4 protein-coding genes are annotated in these 2,875 nt (G+C 58.5%); 3 read left to right on the forward strand and 1 reads right to left on the reverse strand.

Annotation, left to right across the window (positions count from 1 at the left end; genetic code table 11):
• From AB7F49_RS39280 to AB7F49_RS39290, 3 genes are all read left to right on the forward strand, one after another.
• Positions 1 to 623, forward strand: a 623-nt coding sequence (locus AB7F49_RS39280) for a hypothetical protein (RefSeq protein ID WP_428533431.1), incomplete at its 5' end; no start/stop codon positions are given.
• Between the two features lie 105 nt (positions 624 to 728).
• Complete coding sequence (locus AB7F49_RS39285) at positions 729 to 1,124, forward strand: hypothetical protein (RefSeq protein ID WP_428533434.1); 396 nt, start codon at positions 729 to 731, stop codon at positions 1,122 to 1,124.
• A gap of 175 nt (positions 1,125 to 1,299) precedes the next feature.
• Positions 1,300 to 1,953: an SGNH/GDSL hydrolase family protein gene (locus AB7F49_RS39290; protein ID WP_428533437.1), complete on the forward strand. Its 654-nt coding sequence runs from the start codon at positions 1,300 to 1,302 to the stop codon at positions 1,951 to 1,953.
• Between the two features lie 53 nt (positions 1,954 to 2,006).
• On the opposite strand, the gene AB7F49_RS39295 is transcribed toward AB7F49_RS39290, so the two are convergent.
• Positions 2,007 to 2,875, reverse strand: an 869-nt coding sequence (locus AB7F49_RS39295) for a tetratricopeptide repeat protein (protein ID WP_428533440.1), incomplete at its 5' end; no start/stop codon positions are given.

Consider the following 2,875-nt stretch of genomic DNA (forward strand, 5'->3'; position numbering starts at 1 on the left):
GCCTGAAGACGACGCCGAAGCTCGCCTCGTGCGAGGACACGTCGGCTCCCGGATACGGCCCCATCACGCGCCGCGTCTGCGCCGAGATCGCCGCCCTCACCGCCGAGGCCGGGACGACGGTCCGTCGAGAACGGTTGCAGGTGGCCCTCCGCGACGCCGAGCGCGACCTTGCATCGGCACCGCCGCCCACCAAGGCGGACCCTGGCGCATCCGCTCTGGCGACGTATCTCGCCGCCGCAGGTGTTCCAAGCGAGGCCGGAACGCTTTCCGAATGGCTCGTGTTGGTCCCCGTGCTGGCCCTCGAAGTGGGCTCTGCGCTGGCTGTCGTGCTGACCAATGGAACGCCTGTCCCGACACGGGATCGCGGCCAGACCTCCAGAGCGAATGCACAACGCCCTGGTGACGAAGAGACTGCTAAACCACCCGCGACTGGCCTCAAGGCTGCCGTGCTGGAGCACCTGAAGGCGCACGGAGGAAGCGTTCGCAGCGGTCAGCGCGGACTCGCGAAGGCCCTCGGCACGTCCACGTCGGAATTACATCGCGCGATCCACGCGCTTGCTGCTGGTGGCATTGTCGGGATCAAGACTGCGTCTTCGGGAACTGAGCTTCGCCTGTTGTCATAGTGAGCCCTCACGCGCCACTTTTCTGACACGATCTCGCATCGCCACCGCTTTGACGAGCGTCCTCTCTGAGCGCAAATTTGCTCGCCCACAGCAGGGAGGAAATGGATGGCCGGTGAAGACGATGAAAACTGGTGGATCGAGGAAGGCATTTCCAAGGAGGAGGTAGACTTCGTGAACGCGCTCGTTGCCTCGAAGGTCCGCCAAGCTCCCCCGGAAGAAATTCATGAACTCATGCGAGAGGCACAATTACAGTTGAGGACTCAAGGTACGGAGGAACTCGACAGGGACCTATTTGAATTGGCGTTCTTTATCACGCCTACCAAACGCGGGCCGATGGCTCCCGGCCAGTGGTTCAATTGGGAGGGCTTCTGGGAGAAGTATCGCCAGGTAGAAACCGGGATAGAACCTGATTCAGAAATAGGGGGCGGCGACGACATACGCCGTGTCGCAGAGAGGGGAGCTGAACGGCTGGCCGGACGATCCGGCAAGGCGTCCAGTTAGAATCCGACGAAGACTCATCCCCCGCACCCAAACGCCACAGAGTCCATAGGAATGCGCACAGCGGCATTCAGTGTTCCCGGCCTGGAAGCTCCAAGGCCAGCAACCAGCCCCGTACGAGTCTCCTAGGGGCCACCGACACGCTTCCCTGAGCAACTTTGAGAGAGAAAGCGCATCCATGAGCCACGTCGTTCTTCTCGGCGACTCGATCTTTGACAACGCGACATACGTTCCGGGCGAGCCCGATGTCGTGCGGCAGCTCCGCACCAAGCTGCCGCGGTCCTGGAAGGCGAGCCTGTGCGCCGTCGATGGGTCGTGTGCTCGCGATGTAGAAGGCCAACTCGGCTCCGTACCCGACGATGCCAGCCATCTCATCGTCAGTGCGGGCGGCAACGATGCCCTGCCCTACATCGACATATTCCACCAACCGGCGGAGTCCGTCGGCGAGGTGGTGGCGAAGTTCGCTGAAATATCCGAGCAGTTTGCGCGGGACTACCACTCGATGGTCGATGCCGTGCTCGGGCGAGGAGTTCCGGTCGCGCTCTGCACCATCTACGACGGCCGTTTTGACGATCCAGCGGAGCAGCGCCTCTGCTCAACCGCTCTCACCGTCTTCAACGATGTCATTACCCGCGCCGCGTTTACCAGCGCACTGCCGTTGATTGATCTTAGGCTCGTCTGTAGCGACCGAGCGGACTATGCCAACCCAATCGAACCGTCGGCCAAGGGCGGTGACAAGATCGCGACGATCATCGCCCAACTCGTGACCGGATACTCTGACGCTCGTCGCTCGCAGGTGTTCGCAAACGTCGGTCTGCAATGCCAGACTTGAGCAAAAAGAATCCAATTGACCACCTGCGCGATGGGTCAATATCGCCGGGGGCGCTATTCCCGGTACTGCCTTGCCCAATCCTGAAGGTCCTTGTCGGCTTTCGAAGGATCAAAAGATATGGATTTAGCTAGAAGCGACAAGAGCCGCCGCTGCATAGCGTCGGTCAAAAACGCCTTCCGTTCGATTGCGGCTTTCGCCATTCGAAATTGAGACTTGTTAATCTCAATCCGTACTTGCAACTCCGCAAGCCTAGCTTCATCACCCTCACTGAACCCTCCGAGGTCTGTAAGCAGCCGATTTAGTTCACTTGCGCATCGTTCCGCGCCTCGGACATCATTTTGCTCAAGGCAAATTTCACTTTTAATGAAATGCGCAGAGAGCAATGCTGGCGTTCTTTCTATGGCTTTGTCTATCACACGGCGCGCCTCCAACAGATTCCTCTCCCGAACAAGCCGTTGTGCCTCTCGGATCAGATAGAACGAAGAACCAGGTGCATCTCCATACCGCTTCAAAGCCGCAAAAATTCTGTTCAACTCGCCGAGATCAACGGGCAGCCCTTGTGACAGCTTCCCGAGGAGCGTTTCAGCCATTATGTCCAGCAAGTACGGGTTTGTGGGAGCCACCACATATGAAGCGCGAGCAAAGACTTCTGCCTCTGCATATCTTTTCTGTTTGCAATAGAGACTCGCCAACTCTCTATTTATGCTTGGATTATTTCGATTCATTTTCCATGCTGCGGTAAGCTTGTCCTCTGCCTCATCCAAACGTCCAAGGAGCCGATAGCGGAAACCCTCAAGGAAAAGAGAAACGCGCTTCGATAGTGGAGTATTGTAACTCTGCAAAATACCGATCAGTCGATCCGCCGCAGCTTGATCGCCTATTCTGATTGCTGACAACGCCCAGAGCCGCAGGGCCTCGACCC

The organism is Pseudorhodoplanes sp., from assembly GCF_050250235.1.
Lineage (GTDB): Bacteria > Pseudomonadota > Alphaproteobacteria > Rhizobiales > Xanthobacteraceae > Pseudorhodoplanes.

Bases quoted from the DNA above. Each gene is read 5' to 3' on its own strand.
- AB7F49_RS39285 (WP_428533434.1), top strand. From the start codon at position 729: ATGGCCGGTGAAGACGATGAAAACTGGTGGATCGAGGAAGGCATTTCC.
- AB7F49_RS39290 (WP_428533437.1), top strand. From the start codon at position 1,300: ATGAGCCACGTCGTTCTTCTCGGCGACTCGATCTTTGACAACGCGACA.